We start from the raw sequence: 18,242 nt of genomic DNA, 5'->3' as shown, positions 1-18,242 counted from the left end.
GGCCGTCGGCGTGATGGAATCGTGGGACGAGGCTCAAGTCGTCCGCTGTCGAGGAGAGTTCATGTCGCGCCCGTTCCGCTTCGGGGTCTGTCTGTTGACGCCCGCGCCCGCCGCCGAGTGGCGGGCGAAGTGCCGTCGTGCCGAGGAGCTGGGCTACGACGTGATCCTCGTCCCGGATCATCTCGGCATGGTCGCGCCCTTCCCGGCACTGGTCGCGGCGGCCGAGGCGACCGAACGGCCCCGGCTCGGCACGTTCGTGCTCAACGCGGGCTTCTGGAATCCGGCGCTGCTGGCCCGTGAGGCGGCGACCACGGACGCGCTCACCGGCGGGCGCCTCGAACTCGGGCTCGGCACCGGGTATGTGCCGGCCGAGCACGAGGCGGCCGGGCTGCCGTACGGCTCGCCGCGCGAGCGGGTGGACCATCTCGCCCACACGGTCGACGAGGTGGCCCGGCTGCTCGGCTCGGCGGATCTCCCCCGGTCCCGGGTCCCGCTGCTGATCGGCGCCAACGGTGACCGGATGCTGCGGCTGACCCCCGAGCACGCGGACATCGCGGCCTTCACCGGGGCCCGGCCGGGGTCCGTGCCCGGGACCCTGGAGCCCCTCACCGCCGGGGAACTGGACGAGCGGGTGGCCCGTTACCGAGAGCTGGCGGCGGGCCGGGCCGAGGCGGCGGAGCTGAACCTGCTCCTCCAGCTGGTGGCGGTCACCGACGACCCCGAACCCGTACTGAAGCCTCTGCTGGAACGGCAGTCGCAGCTGTCCCTGGACCAGGCGCTCGCCCTGCCCATCGTGCTGGCCGGACCGCTGGACGACCTCGTGGCACGTCTGCGGGCGCAGCGCGAGCGGTTCGGGTTCTCGTATCTGACCGTCCTGGAACCGTACATGGAGGCGTTCGCGCCGGTGATGGAACGGCTGCGCGACGAGTCCGCATAGTGGAAATCGGCCCGGCGGACCTGCTGTCCGTGATCCGCTGCTCCCATGACCGATCTGCGGATACGCCCTGCCCTCGCCGACGACCTCGATGCCGTGCTCGCCTTCTGGAAGACGGCCGCCGAGGGTACCAGCATCAGCGACGACCGGGACGGGGTGGAACGCCTCGTCGCCCGTGATCCCGAGGCCCTCATCCTCGCCGAGCGCGGCGGCGAGCTGGTGGGCACGGTGATCGCGGGCTTCGACGGCTGGCGCTGCCATCTGTACCGGCTCGCGGTCCATCCGGAGCGGCGCCGGCAGGGCATCGGCTCGGCGCTGCTGGCCGCGGCCGAGGAGCGCTTCGTACGGCTCGGCGGGCGGCGCGCGGACGCGATGGTGCTGGTCCGCAACGAGACCGCGCACCACGCGTGGGGTGCGGCCGGGTACGAGGCACAGGAGCACTGGCGGCGCTGGGTGAAGCCGCTCGCCGACTGAGCCTGAAAGGCGACTCCGGAAGGCCTGTTTTGCGCATCCTTTACCATTGAGGGAGCACTCGGCACTCGATCCTCGATGAAAGGTTGTGAGCGTCCGCCCATGGGCGAGCCTCCCAGTCCGCGACACCGCGCGTTCCGCCCTGCCCTGTCCGAGCATGGGACGGGGGTGACCCGATGACCGAAGTGCTGCTCCTGCTGGTGGCGATCCTGCTGTCGCTCGCCTGCGGTGCCTTCGTGGCGGCGGAGTTCTCGCTGACCACGGTGGAGCGCGGCGAGCTGGAGCGGGCGGCGGAACGCGGCGAGCGCGGTGCCGCGGGCGCCCTGAAGGCCGCACGGAACCTGACCTTCCAGCTCTCCGGCGCCCAGCTCGGTATCACCGTGACCAACCTGGTCGTCGGTATGCTCGCCGAGCCGTCGATCGCCAAGCTGCTCGCCGGCCCGTTCCGGGCGCTGGGCCTGTCGGGCGGTACGGCGAGTTCGGTCGCCCTGGTGGTCGGTACGGCCCTGTCGACGGTGTTCCTGATGGTCGTCGGGGAGCTGGTGCCGAAGAACTGGGCGATCTCCGCGCCGCTGGCCATGGCCAAGCGGGTGGGCAATCCGCAGCGCTGGTTCAGCGCGGCCTTCCGGCCCTTCATCACGCACCTGAACAACACGGCCAACCGTTTCGTGCGCCGGCTGGGCATCGAGCCGGCCGAGGAGCTGGCCTCGGCGCGCGGCCCGCAGGAGCTGGCGGCCCTCGCCCGGCACTCCGCCAAGGAGGGCGCGCTGGAGGCGGACACCGCCGAGCTGTTCGTGCGCACGCTGAACCTGGCCGACCTGACGGCGGAGAACGTGATGACCCCGCGCGTCCAGGTGATCGCCCTGGAGGCCCAGGCGACCTGCGAGGACGTGGCGAACGCGACCCGGGCCACCGGTCTGTCCCGGTTCCCGGTCTACCGGGGCACTCTGGACTCGGTCGTCGGCACCGCCCACATCAAGGACGTGCTGGCCATGCCGGCCGAGCAGCGCCGCCACCGCCGCGTCTCCCAGGTGATGCGCGAGCCGCTGCTGGTCCCCGAGTCCCTGACCGTCGACCGGCTGCTGGACCGGCTCGGCGGCAAGCGCACCATGGCCGTCGTCATCGACGAGTACGGCGGCACGGCGGGCGTGGCCACGCTGGAGGACATCGTCGAGGAGGTCGTCGGCGAGGTGCGGGACGAGCACGACCCGCACGAGACGCCCGACCTCGCCCCGGCCGGCGCGGACGACCGGGGCCGGGCCCTGTACTCGGCCGACGGCGCCGCCCGCACCGACCAGCTCGCGCGCGTGGGACTGCGTGTGCCCGAGGGGCCGTACGAGACCCTGGCCGGCCTGGTCGCCGCCCGGCTCGGCCGGATACCGCGGACCGGTGACTCGGTCGAGGTCGCCGGGTGGCGGCTGGACGTGGTGGACGCCTCCGGCCACCGGGCGGCCCGGGTGCTGCTGCACGCGCCGCTGGACGACGAGCAGACCCACGAGAGCCCGGAGGAGGCGCGATGACCGCCGTACAGCTGCTGATCGGGCTGGCGACGCTCGTCGTGAACGCCTTCTTCGTCGGCGCCGAGTTCGCGCTGATCTCCGTGCGCCGCTCGCAGATCGAGCCGCTGGCCCAGGAGGGCGACCGGCGTGCGAAGAGCGTGCTGTGGGGGCTGGAGCACGTCTCGGCGCTGCTGGCCGCCGCGCAGCTGGGCATCACGCTGTGCACGCTGGTCCTGGGTGTGGTCGCCGAGCCGGCGATCGCGCATCTGCTGGAGCCGGTGTTCCACGCCGTCGGGGTCCCCGTGAGCGCGGGCCACGCGGTGTCCTTCGTGATCGCGCTGACCCTGGCGACGTATCTGCACATGCTGCTGGGCGAGATGGTCCCGAAGAACATCTCCCTCGCGGAGCCGGTGCGCAGCGCGCTGCTGCTCGGCCCGCCCCTGGTGGCGCTGTCCCGGGCGCTGCGCCCGGTGATCTTCACGATCAACGCCTTCGCGAACGGGCTGCTCAAGCTGCTGCGGGTGGAGGCGAAGGACGAGGTCGCGGCGACCTTCACGGACACCGAACTCGCCGAGATCGTCAAGGACGCCAGCCAGGCGGGCCTGATCGACGACCGGGCGCAGGAGCGCCTGCACGACGCCCTGGAGCTGGGCAGCCGACCGGTGCGGGACGTCGTCGTGCCGCTGGAGAAGGTGGTCTACGCGCGCGTGGGCGTCACCCCGGAGGAACTGGAGCGTCTGTCGGCCGAGTCGGGCTACTCCCGGTTCCCGGTGGTCGACGTGGGCCGCCGCATCGTGGGCTACCTGCACGTCAAGGACGCGCTGGACGCCTCGCCCCAGGACGTACCGTTCCGGCTGCGGGACATGCGCCCCATCGCCCGCGTACGGGAACGCACCCCGCTGGACGACGTCCTCACCGCCATGCGCGGCAGCCGCACCCACCTGGCAGCCGTACTCGGTGACGACGGCCGGCTGTCCGGCCTGGTGACCATGGAGGACGTCCTGCGAGAACTCTTCGGCCAGCCCGCGTGAGCCTCCGGCGGATCCGGCGGGCGTGGACTGCGGCGTGCCCGGGCTGTTTGGGGGGCTGACCGACCGGCGGGTATGGCGGCGGGATACCATCGCTGACGCCATGCAGACGAATCCCGCATCTCCCCCGTACAGCAGCCTGGTCGCGGTCGGCGACTCCTTCACCGAGGGCATGTCGGACCTGCTGCCCGACGGTTCCTACCGGGGCTGGGCCGATGTGCTCGCCGCGCGGATGGCGGTCCGTGCCCCGGGCTTCCGGTACGCCAACCTCGCCGTGCGCGGCAAGCTGGTCGGGCAGATCGTCGACGAGCAGGTGGACCGGGCGGCGGCCATGAACGCCGACGTGATCACGCTGGTCGGCGGCCTCAACGACACGCTGCGGCCCAAGTGCGACATGGGCCGGGTGAAAGGCCTGCTGACCGAGGCCGTGGAGCGCCTGGCGCCGTCCTGCCGGCAGCTGGTCCTGATGCGCAGCCCCGGCCGCCAGGGCCCGGTGCTGGACCGGTTCCGGCCGCGCATGGAGGAGCTGTTCGCCTGCGTGGACGAGCTGGCCGGGAAGCACGGCGCGGTCGTCGTCGACCTGTACGGCGCGCCCGCGCTGGGCGATCCCCGGCTGTGGGACGTGGACCGGCTGCACCTGACGGCGGAGGGGCACCGCAGGGTCGCCGAGGCGGTGTGGCAGACGCTGGGGTACGAGCCGGAGGACGCCGAGTGGCACGTGCCGATGCCGGCCTCGCTCCCGCCGGACTGGGTGACGCGGCGGGTGGCGGACGTACGCTTCGCCCGGCAGCACCTGCTGCCGTGGATCGGCCGCCGCCTGACCGGCCGCTCCTCCGGCGACGGCCGGACAGGCGCCCACTTCAGCGCTGAGCTGGGCAAAGCCTTCTGGGTCACCCCTGCGGACCACACGAACCCCGGCTCTGTGACGGACTGGCGACGGGTGGGGCCCTGACCTGGAGCCCGCCCGGCTGCCACGCACCGACTGAACATGGACCTGCCGGCCACCGCCCTCCCCCGGCGGATCCACGATCACGCGACGCTCAGCCATAGCCTCACACACTCCGCCACGGGCCTCGAAGGCCGCCCGATCAGTCAGCCTGAATCCGGCCTGCTTCGAGCAGCTGCTTGAGGCGGGCCAGATCCTTCGTGTTCGCCCGGCGCATCGCGGCGGCCATCACCGGCGCAGCGACCCTCGCGAAGCCGGCGGGTTCGCCGCGGTTGCGCAGGGTCATCCGAGTGTGCGTCGCGTCGACGGATTCCCAGGTGTAGGTGGTCTCCATCGGAAACGGGCCCTGCGCGGTCCGCATCACCATCTTGTCGGAGCTGTATTCGAGGACCTCGTAGGTGTAGGTGAGGGCGCGTCCGAGGAAGTTCGCCACGAAGTCCACCTGCGAGCCGACGACGAGCGGCGGCTCGGTACGCCAGCGAACGGAGACGATGTTCACGTACCACTCGGGCGCCTTGTCGGGATCCCCGGCGTATGCGGCCACCTCAGCACGCGGACAGGCGATCACGGTCTCGGTCAGCACGTCGACTGCCACGGTCTTCTCCTGAACTCGTGCCGGCTTCACATGGTGACGGATCGTTCGCTCCTGCCGGAGCAGCGCGCCGCGATCACCGGGAACCGTGTGGCCTCGTACCACCAGCCGGTGTAACGTCGTGATCAGCAGTCGTGGTTCCGAAGTCCCGTTCGCCCGTGATCGCAATCACGGGCGTTTTTGCTGTTCAACGCCTCTCCGGACCAGGGCGATCACCTCCGGGTCCCGCACCGTGCGGGACCCGATACGACTCCCCTCTAAGGAGACAGAAACATGGCCAAGGGCACTGTGAAGTGGTTCAACTCGGAAAAGGGCTTCGGCTTCATCGAGCAGGACGGCGGCGGCCCGGACGTCTTCGCCCACTACTCGAACATCGCCGCCCAGGGCTTCCGCGAGCTCCAGGAAGGCCAGAAGGTCGAGTTCGACATCACCCAGGGCCAGAAGGGCCCGCAGGCGGAGAACATCCGCCCCCTGTAGTCCCGAACACCGAAGAAGCCCCGGCCAGTGGGTACATCCCGGCTGGGGCTTCGTCGGTTCCGCCCGCCTCGATGAGCCCACCGATCAACTGAGCGACCATCGGTCGACTCCTGACGGTCCAAGGCTCAGCCGAACGCCCTCGGCTTGGACGTCAACGCCCGATCGAGGCCGGCGGAATCACTCACGGGCGCCCCGTATCTCTGCCTGACGGCCTCAGCCGGTGAAGGAGAACGGTCATGCGGTAGCCCCTTGAATCCGGTGTTCGGGCTGCTCGGGAGCGCGCCGATCGTCGGGGGGCTCCTCGGAGGACCGCACGGAGGATGACGTGCGGAGCAGCCGCGTGCACGAGGGCTCGCCCAACGGGCCGACTCAGGTTGTCTCGCTCGTCTCCGGCTGCAGCCGAGGACGCCTGGGCACCGTGACCGGCCTTGCCAGCACCTGGTCCAGGGTGTCGGCGAGGAATCGCGCCGGGTCCGGGACCGTTGTCATGACCCGCAGGGCGACGATCGCGTCCGGTCGCACCAGCAGGGCCCCGGCGTCGGACAGCCACGGTGCGCAGACCTGGTGCGCCGGTAGGCCGACGTCCGCCGCGGCGGCGAGCCACCGGTCGCCTGCGGCGCCCACCAGCAGGGTCCACCGGGACGCGACCAGGTCGAGCGTGGAGACCCCGTCGACCCACGCGTGGGGCACCCGTGAACCCGGCGACCCGTCCAGCGCCACCGCCAGGTCCACCGTGGACGGGAGTTCCGGCCGCGAGTCGACGACGGCGGCCGAGTCGTACCGCTGGCCGAGGTGCACGATCGGCGCCGCCCATACCCCCGCGGCCGCCCTGGCGGCGTCGGCCTCGGGTCCACGCCCCCAGTGCAGCTGCGGGTCGGCGACCCTGCGCATCGCCTGGTCCAGCGTCGCTGCGGCGACCGGCTCGCGCTCTTGCGCGTAGGTGTCGAGCAGCCCGGCGCCGGCCACACCCTTGTGGACGGCGGCCAGCTTCCACGCCAGGTTGTGAGCGTCGGCGACACCGGTGTTGAGGCCGAACGCGCCCAGAGGTGCCACAGTGTGCGCGGCGTCGCCGACGAGGAAGACGCGGCCGACGGCGAAGCGTTCGGCCAGGGAACTCCGGGGCCGCCACGGGAGCACGCTGCGCATCTCGACGTCGAGGTCGGGATCGCCGACCGCCGCGCGGACGACCGCGGCACAGCGCTCGGGCGTGAAGTCCTCGGGGTGCTCGCCCCCGTCGACGTCGCAAGCGACGTGGAAGACCCAGTCCGTCTCGCCGTCCACGGTAACCAGCAGGCCGGGCGCCTCCGGCGTGGTGATGGTGCAGGTACCGAAGGACATCCCCCGTAGGTGGGCTCGGAGGTCGGCTCGGAACAGGATGTTGATCATCGACTTGCCCAGGTCGCCCGCCCCGGAGGTGCCCACGCCGAGCGCGGTCCGCACGGCGCTGCGCGCGCCGTCCGCGGCCACCACGCGCGCGCAGCGCAACGAGTAGCGGCCGTCGGGCCCCTCCAGTTCGACGTCGACCCCGTCGGCGTCCTGCGCGATGCCGACCAGTCGGGTCGACCAGCGCAGATCCGCTCCGCGGCGCGCCAGGTCGGCCGCCACCACGTCGTCGAGGCGGTCCTGCGCGCAGACACCGCGCAGCCTGAACGGCGTCGTTTCCAGTTCAGCGGCCGACGGCGGCGGCATGGGAACGGTCACGACGTCGCCTGCGCCCATGTCGACGACGGTTCGCGCCACCGCCTTGGCCGTGGCGCCCCGAAGGTCGACCGCGACGGCGTCGACGGCGGTGTCGAGCCCGAGCTCGCGGAGGACCTCTACGGTACGCGACCCGATGCCGGTGGCGCGCGGGTGGACCGACGGCCCGGGCCGGCGTTCGACGAGCACTGCGGGGACGCCGTGGTGGGCGAGCAGCGCCGCGGTGAGCAGCCCGACGCTGCCGCCTCCAACCACGAGAATCGGCACTTCTGGATACGTTGTTTCCGTCATGGATACATCGTATCCACAAGATAGGATGCCCATCAAAGAGGAAGGGAACCACCCGATGACCGAACCCGCTCCCTGGTCGGTGTGGACCAGGCCGCGTCCCGAACCGCGCCGACGCGCGCCGGCGGTGGAGCAGTACGTGGCCGCCGCGCTGGCCATCGCCGACGCGGAAGGCTTGGCCGCGGTGTCGATACGCCGGGTCGCGGGCGACCTCGGTTCCGGGACGGCCACCCTCTACCGCTACATCACCAACCGCGACGAACTGGTGGACCTGATGGTCGACGCGGCGCAGGGTGAGGACCCGCTCCCCGAGCCCACGCGGGACTGGCGCGCCGACCTGGCCGCGGTCGCGCGCGCGCTGCGCGCGACCCTGCTGCGGCACCCGTGGCTGGCGGGCGAACTGGCGGGCAGGCCCTCGCTCGGCCCCAACTCGTTGCGGCGGTCCGAATCCGCGCTGCGCGCCGCCGTCGGGCTCACGCCCGACATCACCCAGGCCTCGCAGGCACTCGGCGCCATACACGCGTACGTGCTCGGCTCCGTGGCCGCCCAGCAGGCCGTTCGGCGCGCCGAGCAGCGCACCGGCCTGACCGAGGAGCAGTGGCAGCGCAGCGTCGGCCCCTACATCAGCGAGGTCCTCGCGGCGGGCAAGCACCCGATGCTCGCCCGCCGCGTCCTCGAAGCCCAGGAACCCGACCCCGACGTCGACTTCGCGTTCGGCCTGGACTGCGTCCTCGACGGCCTTGCAGCCCGAGTGGGTCACTGACCGGTCAATACGCGTGCCAGTTCACGTCACCCTTCGCTGACAGCGACAGCACCATGTCGTCGACACCGGTCAGCCTGCGCTGCCGCTTCTTCACGATCTGCGGTTCGAAGGTGCCGGCGGTGTCGCGGGGCACCTTCACCTCGACCGGGCCGACATCGGTCAGCACCGTCTCCGCCCGCGTGCCGTTACGGGAGTTGCCGTTGTTCCTACCTGCCGCGTCGCGCTCGCCATGGCCGACGTGATCAGTGATCTCGCCCTCCAGGACGGACTCCAGCACCAGCTAGCGCCGCTTGCGCTTTTTCTTGCTCCGGTTGTCGGCGCTCGGCTTGGCACCGCTCGGCCGGCCGGGCGCCGTCGGGTTCGCCGCGGCCTCGCGCAGGCCGATCCGGCGAGTCTGCCAGACGGTCAGCTCCCACAACCCGATCGCGACGCCGACTCCCACGACGCCGACGGGGAGGGAGCTGAAGTCGGCATCGGCGGGCTGCGGAGCCAGCCAGCCGCTCGGGTCCACCAGCAGGTCCTCGGCGGTGCCCGCGTCCTCGGTGCCGTTGCAGCCCATGCCGACGATGTCGGCGTGGGCCATCGGCCTGCCGTCGGTCCGTTTCAGCCTGCAGTGGTAGATCGGGCCGGTCCTGCCCTTGGTGGTGTACACCGAGGTGATCCGCACCTCGGTACGCTGCCCCCGGCTCTGCATCAGCGCGGCCTGGAAGACCAGCCCGGAGCCGAGCACGACGGCCAGTCCGGTGATCAGCCCGGCGAAGAACACCCACCCGTTGGTCGCGGTCGCCATCAGCACCGCGATCGCGAGGGCCACGGTCAGCACTCCGAGGATCAGCGCCGCCGAAAACCAGTCCGGGCTGGTGCCGAGCACGCCGATGCCCACCATCAGCAGGGGGACGAGCGCGGCCGTGCGGGCGAGCCGCCGCACCACGTGCGGGGGCCAGGCCACGTTCTTCCGGGACCCGGGCGCCATCAGCGGCCCTCGAACCGGCGCAGCCCGGCCCGCCGGGACAGCCAGACCAGCAGCTCGAAGAGTACGAGTACGACCGGCAGGGCCCACGCGGCGATGTCGATCCCGCTGTAGTCCGTGTCGGCCGGCTGCGGCGCCGTCCAGCCGTGCGGGTCGACGAGGACGTCCTCGGTCTGCCCGACTTCCATCGGCCCGTCGCAGGAGTCGTTGCCCAGCTCGGCGTGCTTGAGCGACTTGCCGTCCACCCGCCCCAGAAGGCAGGTGTACTCCGGCCCGTGCTTGCCCTGGTACGTCTTCACCGAGGTGACCCGCACCTCCACCCGCTGCCCTTGGTGCGCCATCACCTCCGCCTGCAGCACCGGCCCCGGCCCGGACAGCGCGGCGATCCCCACGATCACCCCGCCGACGATCAGCCACCCGTTCGGCGCTGCGGTGATCATCAGCGAGAGAGTCGCGATCAGCGCGCAGGTCCCGAACGCCAGTCCGACCCCGCTCCAGTCCGGATTGGCGGCCAGCAACGACAGCCCGACGATCACCGGCGGACCGAAAAACGCCATCGTGGTGAGGCGGCGTACCTGCCGGGACGAGGCGGCGGTGGCTATGCGAGGCACGGCGTCAGTGTGACGAACGGGGTCGTCAGGCTGAAGAGCGGGGTCCGTTACTACAGTCGTCGCTCTCGATGAGCACCTGTGACCCGAGCGATGTGGCATGCCTGGCGCACCGGGCACCGGCCCTGGCGTGAGGAGATGTCCCGGCCCGGCGAGCGTGCGATGGTGCACGTATGGGGAGGTGACGTATTCCTCCGGGGCGGTGGAGCTTTACTTGCCCGCCGACGTCCGGGCAGCCAGGGCACTCGTCCTGCTCTACGGCGCCAAGATCACCCGCATCTCCACCCTCAAGACGGACGACGTCCACCGCACCGCGAAGGGCAGCAGCACCATCGCCCTCGGACGCCACCCCACCATACGGGGGGCAGGCGTAACGTCCTCCGCGTTGCGCCTACGACCGGGCGGAGCCACCTGCGGTGCGACAGCGCCCAGTGACGCGGGTCTCGTAGCTTCCGCCGAACAACCCCATGGCGCTGGCCTGCACAAACCGCCAGTAGAATCTGGACACGTGACTTCTGCGCCCGCCAAGCCCCGCATCCCGAACGTCCTCGCCGGACGATACGCCTCCGCCGAGCTCGCCACGCTCTGGTCCCCCGAGCAGAAGGTGAAGCTGGAGCGGCAGCTCTGGCTCGCCGTGCTGCGGGCCCAGAAGGACCTCGGCATCGAGGTGCCGGACGACGCGATCGCCGACTACGAGCGCGTCCTCGACACCGTCGACCTGGCCTCGATCGCCGAGCGCGAGAAGGTCACCCGGCACGACGTGAAGGCGCGGATCGAGGAGTTCAACGACCTCGCCGGGCACGAGCACGTGCACAAGGGCATGACCTCCCGTGACCTCACCGAGAACGTGGAGCAGCTGCAGATCCGGCTGTCGCTGGAGCTGATGCGCGACCGTACGGTGTCCGTCCTGGCTCGTCTGGGCAAGCTGGCCGGCGAGTACGCCGAGCTGGTCATGGCCGGCCGCTCGCACAACGTGGCCGCGCAGGCCACCACCCTCGGCAAGCGGTTCGCGACCGCCGCCGACGAGCTGCTCGTCGCCTACGGCCGTGTCGAGGAGCTGCTCGGCCGCTACCCGCTGCGTGGCATCAAGGGTCCGGTCGGCACCGCGCAGGACATGCTGGACCTGCTCGGCGGCGACGCGGCGAAGCTCGCCGAGCTGGAGAACCGGATCGCGCGGCACCTGGGCTTCTCGCAGGCGTTCACCTCGGTCGGCCAGGTGTACCCGCGCTCGCTGGACTACGAGGTCGTCACGGCGCTGGTGCAGCTGGCGGCGGCGCCGTCCTCGCTGGCCAAGACGATCCGGCTGATGGCCGGGCACGAACTGGTCACCGAGGGCTTCAAGCCCGGCCAGGTCGGCTCCTCCGCCATGCCGCACAAGATGAACACCCGCTCCTGCGAGCGCGTCAACGGCCTGATGGTCATCCTGCGCGGCTACGCCTCGATGACCGGCGAGCTGGCGGGCGACCAGTGGAACGAGGGCGACGTCTCCTGCTCGGTGGTGCGCCGGGTCGCGCTGCCGGACGCGTTCTTCGCGCTGGACGGTCTGCTGGAGACCTTCCTGACGGTCCTGGACGAGTTCGGCGCCTTCCCGGCGGTCATCGCCCGTGAACTGGACCGCTATCTGCCGTTCCTCGCCACCACCAAGGTGCTCATGGGCGCCGTGCGCGCCGGGGTCGGCCGTGAGGTCGGGCACGAGGCGATCAAGGAGAACGCCGTGGCCACCGCGCTCGCGATGCGCGAGCAGGGCGCCGAGCGCAACGACCTGCTCGACAAGCTCGCCGCCGACGAGCGGCTCCCGCTCGACCGCGAGCAGCTCGCCGCGCTGATGGCCGACAAGCTGTCCTTCACCGGTGCCGCCGCCGACCAGGTCGGTGTCCTCGTCGGCCGGATCGAGGAGATCGTCAAGCAGCACCCGGAGGCGGCCGGATACACCCCCGGGGCGATCCTCTGACCCGCTTCAGCCGGGAGGAACTGGAGGCCGCCCGCGACCGTCTCGTACCGGACGTCGTCGGGGACGGCCTCGACATCCTCTTCTGCGGTATCAACCCGGGCTTGCTCACGGCGGCGACCGGTCACCACTTCGCCCGCCCCGGCAACCGCTTCTGGCCGGTGCTGCACCTGTCCGGTTTCACGCCGAGGCTGCTGAAGCCGGCCGAGCAGCGGGAGCTGCTGTCGTACGGGCTGGGCATCACGAACGTGGTGGCGCGGGCGACCGCGCGGGCCGACGAGCTGAGCGCCGAGGAGTACGTCGAGGGCGGGCGGCTGCTCACCGAGAAGGTGGCGCGGCTGACGCCGAGGTGGCTGGCCGTGGTCGGGGTGACCGCGTACCGGGCGGCCTTCGGTGACCGGCGGGCTCACGTGGGGCCGCAGGAGCGGACGTTCGGGGACACCCGGGTGTGGGTGCTGCCCAATCCCAGCGGGCTGAACGCGCACTGGACGGCGGCGACGATGGCGGAGGAGTTCGCCCGGCTGCGGGCCGCCGCGTCGGCCTAGGCGGTCACGGCGGGTCGATCTCGGTCACTATGCCCAGGAGCTGGAACGGAAGCTCCTCGTACCCCTGGGACACACCGAGGGCGAACCATCTGCCCGGCACGGGGGCCTGCCACAGGTGGACGTCCGGCACGTGCTCACTCAGCCCGGCCCAGGGCTCGTCGATCTCCTCGCCTTCGAGCGTCCGCAAGAAGACGCCGCGCAGGCTGAAGCACTGCGGCGGCCCCCACCGACCGGTGAGCAGCTCCGTGAGGCCGTCCCGGTCGGCCTCGTACTGTGCCGCCGCGTCCTCCCGGTCCGCGGCGTCGCCGTCCCAGAAGTCGCCACTCGTCCGTAAGGCGGCTATGTGGAATCCGGGCCCGCTCTCGCCGCGCTCCGTACTGCCGTGCGCCGTGGGGAACTCCCGTGCGCACAGCGACTCGATGACGGTCAGGCACTTCGCGATGTCCATGTGATCCAGTAAAGCGGGGGCCACTGACAATTGGCGGGCCGTCAGGCGTCCCTGCGGTGCAGGCTCCACGCGCCCGCGAGCAGGGCGGCCGTCGCCCACAGCGCGGTGACCGCGAGCCCGCTCCACGGGCCGAGGGCGCCGTCCCAGGTGCTGTGCAGGGCCACCTGACCGGCGCGGTCGGGGAGGAAGTCGGCGACGCCGCCGGACAGGTCGCCGACGACGAACGACACGATCAGCACGAACGGGACCAGCACGGACAGGGTCGCGACGCCGCTGCGCAGCACGGCCGCGAGTCCGGCCGCGAACAAGGCCATCAGGGTCAACTGGAGGGCGCAGCCGACGGCGCCGCGCAGGCCCTCGGTCCACTGCGGACCGGCCGTGCCGAGGACCGCCTCGCCGACCAGCAGGGTGACCAGCCCGGTGAGGAGGCCGGCCGCCAGCACGGGCAGGGCGATCGCCGTGACCTTGGCGGCGAACCACCGCCACCGGTCCGGCACCGCCGACAGCGTCAGCCGCAGCGCGCCGCCCCCGAACTCCGCCGAGACGGCCGTCGTACCGAAGGCGATCGCGGCGATCTGGCCGAGGTTCACGCCGAAGAACGCCGAGTACAGCGGGTCCTCGCCGGCACCGCCGGATGCCGAGGCGGCCGAGAAGGCAGTGGTGGCGAGGAGGATTCCGGCAAGGCCGCCGAGCAGCGAGCGCAGGGTACGGATCTTGATCCACTCGGCGTGCAGCACGGGTGCGAAGGGCATGGTCAGGCCTCCTGGGGCAGTGCGGTGAACTCGGCCTCGGTCGCGGTCAGATCGAGGTAGGCCTCCTCCAAGGTGGCCTCCCGCGCGGCGAGTTCCAGGACGGGGACACCCGCCTCGGCCATGAGCCGGCCGAGGTCGTCCACGCGCGCGTGCCGCACGGTCCGGGCCCCCTCCGCGTCCCGGGTGGCGTCGAGCCCATGGCGGGCGAGCAGGTCGTCGAGCACGGCGGGGTCGGTGGTGCGGACGCGGACGTGGGGCCGTACGCGTGCGTGGATGAAGTCCCGGACCGGTGTGTCGGCCAGCAGCCTGCCCCGGCCGAGGATCACGAGGTGGTCGGCGAAGGCGGCGGTCTCGCCCATCAGATGGCTGGAGACCAGGACCGTGCGGCCCTGCACGGCGAGGCGGCGCAGCAGCGTCCGGATCCAGACGATGCCCTCGGGGTCGAGGCCGTTGGCAGGCTCGTCGAGCAGGATCACCTCGGGATCCCCGAGCAGGGCGGCGGCGATGCCGAGCCGCTGGCGCATGCCGAGGGAGTACGTCCGCACCCGGCGCCGCGCCACCGCGGCCAGGCCGGTCTCCTCCAGGACGGCGTCGACCCGGCGGTCCGGGATGCGGTTGCTCGCCGCGAGGGCACGCAGATGGTCGCGTGCGGTGCGCGAGCCGTGCGCGGCGCGGGCGTCGAGCAACGCGCCCACCGTGCGCAGGGGTTCACGCAGTGCGCCGTAGGCCCGGCCGCCGATCGTGGCGGTGCCCGAGGTGGGCCGGTCGAGGCCGAGGACGAGACGCATGGTCGTGGACTTGCCGGCGCCGTTGGGGCCGAGGAAGCCGGTGACGCGGCCGGGGCGCACGCTGAAGGTGAGCTGGTCCACGGCCCGCCGTCCGCCGTACTTCTTGGTGAGGTCGCGTACGTCGATGCTGGTCATGGCGACCAGACTGGCGAACACGGGACCCCGGGTCCTCCCCCGCCGGTGGAGAGTCCCTCCCCCGTGCGGGGGAGGCCCGCTGTCGGTGCCGCCTGCGACGATGGCGTCATGGCCTGGATGTCCCGCTTCCTGCGCCCGCTGCTGCGCGGGACGACGTACACGCGCCTGCTGCATCTGTGGGTGCCGATGCTGATCGTCAGCATCTGGCTCTTCATCGACAAGTCGACACCCTGGGCGCCCGCGCTGGTCCTCGTCCCGGTCGGTCTGCTGCCCGCGGTGCGGATGGGCGAGGGCGTGCAGGCGCGGCTGTTGCTCACTCCGGGCGAGGCGGAGCCGGGCATCTCCGTGGTGCCGTCGGCGACCTGGCGGGACCGGCTGCGCACGGTGCTGTGGCTGGAGCTGCGGATGCTGCTGGGCGCGGTGGCGATGTTCGCGACGGTGTGGCTGCCGGTCATCGCCTTCGAACTGGCCCGCTGTGCCTGGGGACAGGCGCCGTCCGGGGTGCCGCTGCTGGACCGGCTGCCGCCGTACCGCGCCTGGGCGTTGCTCGCACCACTCGCGCTGCTCGCCCTGTACGGCGTGGTCGTCGGGCTCGGCGAGCTGATCACGGCCTGCGCGCGCCGCCTGCTGGGGCCGTCTGCGGCGGAGCGGCTGGCCGCGCTGGAGGAGCGCACCGAGCAGTTGCTGGAACGCACGCGGATCGCACGGGAGTTGCACGACTCGATCGGGCACGCCCTGACGGTGGCGGTGGTGCAGGCCGGTGCGGCGCGGGCGGCGGGCGATCCGGAGTTCACCGAGCGCGCGCTGGACGCCATCGAGGAGACCGGCCGGGCGGCCCTGGAGGACCTGGAGCGGGTGCTGGGCGTGCTGCGGGAGACCGGGCGGCCGGTGAGCGCCCGGCCCACACTGGCCGACGCCGGCCGGCTGCTGGAGTCGGCGCGGGCCTCCGGGGCGAAGGTCGACGCCGAGGTGACCGGTCCGGTCGCGGCCCTGCCGGGGACGGTGTCCCGGGAGGGGTACCGCATCCTGCAGGAGGCGCTCACCAACGTACTGCGGCATGCGGGAGCCGTGCCCGTGCGGGTCAGGGTCGCGGTCACCGACGATCTGCTCGCCCTGGAGGTCCGCAACCCGCTGCCGGCCCCGATACCCGGCCCCGGCCGGGGCAGCGGCCTGCGCGGCATACGCGAGCGGGCCGCGCTCCTCGGCGGCAGCGCCCGTACCGGCCCGGACGAGGGCGACTGGCAGGTGCGGGCGCGGCTGCCGCTCGGCTGATCGCGGCGGATCGGGCCGCTCAGCTGATCTACGCTGGGCGGATGCCGGTCACCGTTCTCCTCGTCGACGACGAACCCCTGGTCCGCGCGGGTCTGCGGGCCGTGCTGGAGGCGCAGCCCGGCATCGAGGTGGTGGGCGAGGCGGCCGACGGGGCCGCGGTGATCCCCCTGGTGCGGCAACTGCGGCCGGACGTGGTCGCCATGGACGTACGGATGCCGTTGCTGGACGGGATCGAAGCCACGCGCGCGGTGGTGCGCACGGTGGCCGACCCTCCGAAGATCCTCGTGGTGACCACCTTCGAGGACGACGAGTACGTGTACGAGGCGCTGCGCGCGGGCGCCGACGGGTTTCTGCTGAAGCGGGCCCGGCCTGCCGAGATCGTGCATGCGGTGCGGCTGGTGGCGGAGGGCGAGTCGCTGCTCTTCCCGGCCTCCGTACGACGCCTCGCCGCCCGGTACGGCGACGGCGAGCGCCCGGCGCGTGCCGTGCTGGAGCGGGCCCGGCTGACGGAGCGGGAGGCGGAGGTGCTGCGGCTCATGGCCCGCGGCCTGTCGAACGCGGAGATCGCCGCCCGGCTGGTCGTGGGCACGGAGACGGTGAAGTCGCATGTGAGCGGCGTACTGGCGAAGCTGGGCGCGCGCGACCGCACCCAGGCCGTGATCGCGGCCTACGAATCGGGGTTCGTGGAACCGGGCTGAGCCGTACCGGCGGCGCTCGTGGGCGGGGCCCGGCACTCGCCGGGGTGCGTCCGGCCGAGTACGATCCGCCCAACACCCCCCCCCCGCGAGCTGGAAGGACGGACGGTGGCGCAGCTGACCGGCGGCGATCCCTCGCTGCTGCGAAGGATCAATTCCGCGGTGGTGCTGCACGCGCTGCGCGCCACGGACTGCGCGACGCTCACCGAGATCACCCGGGTCACCGGACTGTCCCGGCCGACCGTCGAGGGCGTCGTCGAAGGGCTCATCGAGGGCGGACTCGTCGTGGAGACGGCCGACGACGGCGGCACCGCGCGCCGTCAGGGTCGGCCCGCGCGCCGGTTCCGGTTCCGGGCCGAGGCGGGGCATCTGCTGGGCCTGGAGATCGGGCCGCACCGGGTCGCCGCGCTGCTGTCCGACCTGGACGGGCGGGTGCTGGGCGCGCAGGCCAAGGAGGTCGACGAGACGGCTTCGGCGGACGAGCGCCTGGACCGGCTGCGCGGGGCGGTCGCCGAGCTGCTGCGCCGGGCCGGGATCGCGCGCGGCTCGCTGCGGGCGGTCGGCGTGGGCACGCCGGGCATCGTGGAGACCGACGGCACGGTACGGCTGGGCACCGCGCTGCCGGAGTGGACCGGCCTGAAGCTGGGCGAGCGGCTGAGCCGGTCCTTCCGGTGCCCGGTGCTGGTGGAGAACGACGCCAACGCGGCGGCCGTCGCCGAGCACTGGAAGGGTGTGGCGACCGACTCCGACGACGTGGTGTTCGTGCTGGCGGGGCTGAGCCCGGGTGCGGGTTCGCTGATCCGCGGACGGCTGCACCGGGGGTACGGCGGGGCGGCCGGGGAGATCGGCGCGCTGCATCTGCTGGGCCGGGAGGCGACGCCCGAGACGCTGTTGTCCACCACCGACGAGCCGCTGCACCCGCTGGACGAGCCGGCCGTCGCCGAGGTGTTCGCGCTGGCGCGTGAGGGCGATCAGCGGGCGCGGGCGGCCGTCGAGCGGTTCATCCAGCGGCTCGTGCACGACGTGGCCGCGCTGGTGCTGGCGCTCGATCCCGAGCTGGTCGTGATCGGCGGGTGGGCCGCCGGCCTGGACGGCGTTCTGGAGCCGCTGCGGCGCGAACTGGCCCGCTATTGCCTGCGGCCGCCTCAGGTGGCGTTGTCCTTGCTGGGTGAGGCGGCCGTGGCGACGGGTGCGTTGCGGTTGGCTTTGGACCACGTCGAGGAGCAGTTGTTCGCGGTGGATGGCTCGGTGACAGCCCGTCGGTGAACGATGCGCCGTGACAGTGTGGGTCGTCGTACGACTGCCGCACCGTCGTGGTTGATCGCGCCCACGCGGCGGAGCCGCATATCGGATACAGCCTCGCGCCCCCTTGAGGAATCGCCCCC

General features: G+C 72.4%; 19 protein-coding genes and 1 pseudogene. 12 read left to right on the top strand and 8 right to left on the bottom strand.

Annotated elements, in window-relative coordinates:
• Nucleotides 1–61 precede the first annotated feature (61 nt).
• The 5 genes from ACH47Z_RS31790 (at nt 62) to ACH47Z_RS31770 (ending at nt 4,884) form a co-directional block, all read left to right on the top strand.
• Nucleotides 62–937 carry an LLM class F420-dependent oxidoreductase gene (locus ACH47Z_RS31790; RefSeq protein WP_399079829.1) on the top strand — a complete coding sequence of 292 codons (876 nt, stop codon included), beginning with the start codon at nt 62–64 and terminating at the stop codon, nt 935–937.
• Between the two features lie 45 nt (nt 938–982).
• Entirely contained in the window at nt 983–1,408 is a 426-nt protein-coding gene (locus ACH47Z_RS31785; RefSeq protein ID WP_399079827.1) for a GNAT family N-acetyltransferase, read from the top strand.
• Nucleotides 1,409–1,581: 173 nt separating this feature from the next.
• Nucleotides 1,582–2,925, top strand: coding sequence for a hemolysin family protein (locus ACH47Z_RS31780; RefSeq protein ID WP_399079825.1), 1,344 nt, complete (start codon nt 1,582–1,584; stop codon nt 2,923–2,925).
• The gene (locus ACH47Z_RS31775) at nt 2,922–3,935 is read left to right on the top strand and encodes a hemolysin family protein (RefSeq protein WP_399079823.1); all 1,014 of its coding nucleotides are present in this window, start codon (nt 2,922–2,924) and stop codon (nt 3,933–3,935) included. The genes ACH47Z_RS31780 and ACH47Z_RS31775 overlap by 4 nt, the downstream gene beginning before the upstream one ends.
• A gap of 100 nt (nt 3,936–4,035) precedes the next feature.
• Nucleotides 4,036–4,884 (top strand): SGNH/GDSL hydrolase family protein, encoded by an 849-nt coding sequence (locus ACH47Z_RS31770; protein ID WP_399079821.1) that lies wholly within the window; start codon nt 4,036–4,038, stop codon nt 4,882–4,884.
• A gap of 136 nt (nt 4,885–5,020) precedes the next feature.
• Here the strand turns inward: ACH47Z_RS31770 and ACH47Z_RS31765 are convergent, their stop codons facing one another.
• Entirely contained in the window at nt 5,021–5,461 is a 441-nt protein-coding gene (locus tag ACH47Z_RS31765; protein ID WP_399079819.1) for an SRPBCC family protein, read from the bottom strand.
• Nucleotides 5,462–5,743: 282 nt separating this feature from the next.
• On the opposite strand from ACH47Z_RS31765, the gene ACH47Z_RS31760 reads away from it, so the two are divergent.
• Complete coding sequence (locus tag ACH47Z_RS31760) at nt 5,744–5,947, top strand: cold-shock protein (RefSeq protein WP_399079817.1); 204 nt, start codon at nt 5,744–5,746, stop codon at nt 5,945–5,947.
• A gap of 369 nt (nt 5,948–6,316) precedes the next feature.
• On the opposite strand, the gene ACH47Z_RS31755 is transcribed toward ACH47Z_RS31760, so the two are convergent.
• Entirely contained in the window at nt 6,317–7,936 is a 1,620-nt protein-coding gene (locus ACH47Z_RS31755) for an FAD-dependent monooxygenase (RefSeq protein ID WP_399079815.1), read from the bottom strand.
• Nucleotides 7,937–7,991: 55 nt separating this feature from the next.
• Between ACH47Z_RS31755 and ACH47Z_RS31750 the strand changes: the two genes are divergently transcribed.
• On the top strand, nt 7,992–8,696 hold the full coding sequence (locus ACH47Z_RS31750; RefSeq protein WP_399079813.1) for a TetR/AcrR family transcriptional regulator C-terminal domain-containing protein: 705 nt from the start codon (nt 7,992–7,994) through the stop codon (nt 8,694–8,696).
• Between the two features lie 28 nt (nt 8,697–8,724).
• Here the strand turns inward: ACH47Z_RS31750 and ACH47Z_RS31745 are convergent.
• The 3 genes and pseudogenes from ACH47Z_RS31745 to ACH47Z_RS31735 all read right to left on the bottom strand — a co-directional run.
• Nucleotides 8,725–8,973, bottom strand: a pseudogene (locus tag ACH47Z_RS31745) (transposase); the annotation flags it as partial.
• A gap of 3 nt (nt 8,974–8,976) precedes the next feature.
• Complete coding sequence (locus ACH47Z_RS31740) at nt 8,977–9,669, bottom strand: hypothetical protein (protein ID WP_399079811.1); 693 nt, start codon at nt 9,667–9,669, stop codon at nt 8,977–8,979.
• The gene (locus tag ACH47Z_RS31735) at nt 9,669–10,277 is read right to left on the bottom strand and encodes a hypothetical protein (RefSeq protein ID WP_399079809.1); all 609 of its coding nucleotides are present in this window, start codon (nt 10,275–10,277) and stop codon (nt 9,669–9,671) included. The genes ACH47Z_RS31740 and ACH47Z_RS31735 overlap by 1 nt, the downstream gene beginning before the upstream one ends.
• A 505-nt stretch (nt 10,278–10,782) precedes the next feature.
• On the opposite strand from ACH47Z_RS31735, the gene purB reads away from it, so the two are divergent.
• On the top strand, nt 10,783–12,225 hold the full coding sequence (purB, locus tag ACH47Z_RS31730; RefSeq protein ID WP_399079807.1) for an adenylosuccinate lyase: 1,443 nt from the start codon (nt 10,783–10,785) through the stop codon (nt 12,223–12,225).
• Nucleotides 12,222–12,767, top strand: coding sequence for a G/U mismatch-specific DNA glycosylase (gene mug, locus ACH47Z_RS31725; protein WP_399079960.1), 546 nt, complete (start codon nt 12,222–12,224; stop codon nt 12,765–12,767). The genes purB and mug overlap by 4 nt, the downstream gene beginning before the upstream one ends.
• Nucleotides 12,768–12,771: 4 nt before the next feature.
• On the opposite strand, the gene ACH47Z_RS31720 is transcribed toward mug, so the two are convergent.
• The 3 genes from ACH47Z_RS31720 to ACH47Z_RS31710 are packed head-to-tail and all read right to left on the bottom strand — an operon-like array spanning nt 12,772 to nt 14,890.
• Nucleotides 12,772–13,215 (bottom strand): hypothetical protein, encoded by a 444-nt coding sequence (locus ACH47Z_RS31720; RefSeq protein ID WP_399079805.1) that lies wholly within the window; start codon nt 13,213–13,215, stop codon nt 12,772–12,774.
• A 41-nt stretch (nt 13,216–13,256) separates the two neighbouring features.
• Nucleotides 13,257–13,967 (bottom strand): ABC transporter permease, encoded by a 711-nt coding sequence (locus ACH47Z_RS31715; RefSeq protein ID WP_399079803.1) that lies wholly within the window; start codon nt 13,965–13,967, stop codon nt 13,257–13,259.
• Nucleotides 13,968–13,969: 2 nt separating this feature from the next.
• Nucleotides 13,970–14,890 (bottom strand): ABC transporter ATP-binding protein, encoded by a 921-nt coding sequence (locus ACH47Z_RS31710; RefSeq protein ID WP_399079802.1) that lies wholly within the window; start codon nt 14,888–14,890, stop codon nt 13,970–13,972.
• A gap of 117 nt (nt 14,891–15,007) precedes the next feature.
• Between ACH47Z_RS31710 and ACH47Z_RS31705 the strand changes: the two genes are divergently transcribed.
• From ACH47Z_RS31705 to ACH47Z_RS31695, 3 genes are all read left to right on the top strand, one after another.
• Nucleotides 15,008–16,162 (top strand): sensor histidine kinase, encoded by a 1,155-nt coding sequence (locus ACH47Z_RS31705; protein ID WP_399079958.1) that lies wholly within the window; start codon nt 15,008–15,010, stop codon nt 16,160–16,162.
• Nucleotides 16,163–16,203: 41 nt separating this feature from the next.
• Nucleotides 16,204–16,860, top strand: a complete 657-nt coding sequence (locus ACH47Z_RS31700) for a response regulator (RefSeq protein WP_399079800.1) — start codon at nt 16,204–16,206, stop codon at nt 16,858–16,860.
• A gap of 105 nt (nt 16,861–16,965) precedes the next feature.
• Nucleotides 16,966–18,123, top strand: a complete 1,158-nt coding sequence (locus tag ACH47Z_RS31695; RefSeq protein ID WP_399079798.1) for an ROK family transcriptional regulator — start codon at nt 16,966–16,968, stop codon at nt 18,121–18,123.
• The last annotated feature ends 119 nt before the right edge of the window (nt 18,124–18,242 follow it).

The sequence above is a fragment of the Streptomyces sp. NPDC020192 genome (assembly GCF_044388685.1).
In the GTDB taxonomy this organism is placed as follows: domain Bacteria; phylum Actinomycetota; class Actinomycetes; order Streptomycetales; family Streptomycetaceae; genus Streptomyces.
The sequence above is the reverse complement of the archived record's forward strand: the minus strand, read 5'-3'. Positions and strand labels throughout refer to the sequence as shown.

Bases quoted from the DNA above. Each gene is read 5' to 3' on its own strand.
- ACH47Z_RS31775 (WP_399079823.1), top strand. From the start codon at position 2,922: ATGACCGCCGTACAGCTGCTGATCGGGCTGGCGACGCTCGTCGTGAAC.
- ACH47Z_RS31705 (WP_399079958.1), top strand. From the start codon at position 15,008: ATGTCCCGCTTCCTGCGCCCGCTGCTGCGCGGGACGACGTACACGCGC.
- ACH47Z_RS31770 (WP_399079821.1), top strand. From the start codon at position 4,036: ATGCAGACGAATCCCGCATCTCCCCCGTACAGCAGCCTGGTCGCGGTC.
- ACH47Z_RS31715 (WP_399079803.1), bottom strand. From the start codon at position 13,967: ATGCCCTTCGCACCCGTGCTGCACGCCGAGTGGATCAAGATCCGTACC.
- ACH47Z_RS31760 (WP_399079817.1), top strand. From the start codon at position 5,744: ATGGCCAAGGGCACTGTGAAGTGGTTCAACTCGGAAAAGGGCTTCGGC.
- ACH47Z_RS31710 (WP_399079802.1), bottom strand. From the start codon at position 14,890: ATGACCAGCATCGACGTACGCGACCTCACCAAGAAGTACGGCGGACGG.
- ACH47Z_RS31790 (WP_399079829.1), top strand. From the start codon at position 62: ATGTCGCGCCCGTTCCGCTTCGGGGTCTGTCTGTTGACGCCCGCGCCC.
- ACH47Z_RS31750 (WP_399079813.1), top strand. From the start codon at position 7,992: ATGACCGAACCCGCTCCCTGGTCGGTGTGGACCAGGCCGCGTCCCGAA.
- ACH47Z_RS31785 (WP_399079827.1), top strand. From the start codon at position 983: ATGACCGATCTGCGGATACGCCCTGCCCTCGCCGACGACCTCGATGCC.
- ACH47Z_RS31740 (WP_399079811.1), bottom strand. From the start codon at position 9,669: ATGGCGCCCGGGTCCCGGAAGAACGTGGCCTGGCCCCCGCACGTGGTG.
- ACH47Z_RS31720 (WP_399079805.1), bottom strand. From the start codon at position 13,215: ATGGACATCGCGAAGTGCCTGACCGTCATCGAGTCGCTGTGCGCACGG.
- ACH47Z_RS31780 (WP_399079825.1), top strand. From the start codon at position 1,582: ATGACCGAAGTGCTGCTCCTGCTGGTGGCGATCCTGCTGTCGCTCGCC.
- ACH47Z_RS31700 (WP_399079800.1), top strand. From the start codon at position 16,204: ATGCCGGTCACCGTTCTCCTCGTCGACGACGAACCCCTGGTCCGCGCG.
- ACH47Z_RS31755 (WP_399079815.1), bottom strand. From the start codon at position 7,936: ATGACGGAAACAACGTATCCAGAAGTGCCGATTCTCGTGGTTGGAGGC.